The following is a 512-nucleotide window of genomic DNA, read 5'->3' as shown; positions in this document are numbered from 1 at the left end:
AGCGGCAACGCCCCCAGCAGCCCGTGCAACATCAATGGTGTGGTCTCTAAAGTCAGCAAACTGCGCATCAATCTTTGCGTTTATACGCGCTTCCTCTTCCGCAGTTGGGGTGCGACCGTTTAGATCCCCCATTTCCTCTTTCACAATGCCTTGCACCCACAATTGAAACTGGAGCATAGCTGAGGCTTCACCCACAGCACCGGCCGTGCAAGCACCACTCGCAACAGCGCCTTTTAAGCAGCCAAGTCCTGCATGGGCAACGATCTGCGTGACCGTGTCTATTTTGCCTTCTGCCTTGGCAGTACCGATTTCTTCCGCCAACGATTTGCCAACCGTATCAGACAGGGCGATGCGCAGATTGTTAAAAAAGTTCTTGTCAAGAGAGCCACCCTCAAGAGCCGTTTGAACGCTCGTGCCAATGGCGGCTTTGATCAGGTTCTTTTCCGCCTCACGGGTGATGCGATCAACCAGAGGAGCCGTTTTTGGCAAAGATTGTCCAACACCTGCCATTT

Annotated in this window: 1 protein-coding gene; it reads right to left on the bottom strand. The window is 53.1% G+C overall.

The features are described from left to right. On the bottom strand, nt 1-512 hold a 512-nt coding region (locus ACFIJ8_RS08535), incomplete at both ends, for a DUF637 domain-containing protein (RefSeq protein ID WP_375639397.1).

Source organism: Bartonella sp. MF74HXZ, from assembly GCF_042194445.1.
In the GTDB taxonomy this organism is placed as follows: Bacteria; Pseudomonadota; Alphaproteobacteria; order Rhizobiales; family Rhizobiaceae; genus Bartonella; species Bartonella grahamii.
The sequence above is the reverse complement of the archived record's forward strand: the minus strand, read 5'-3'. Positions and strand labels throughout refer to the sequence as shown.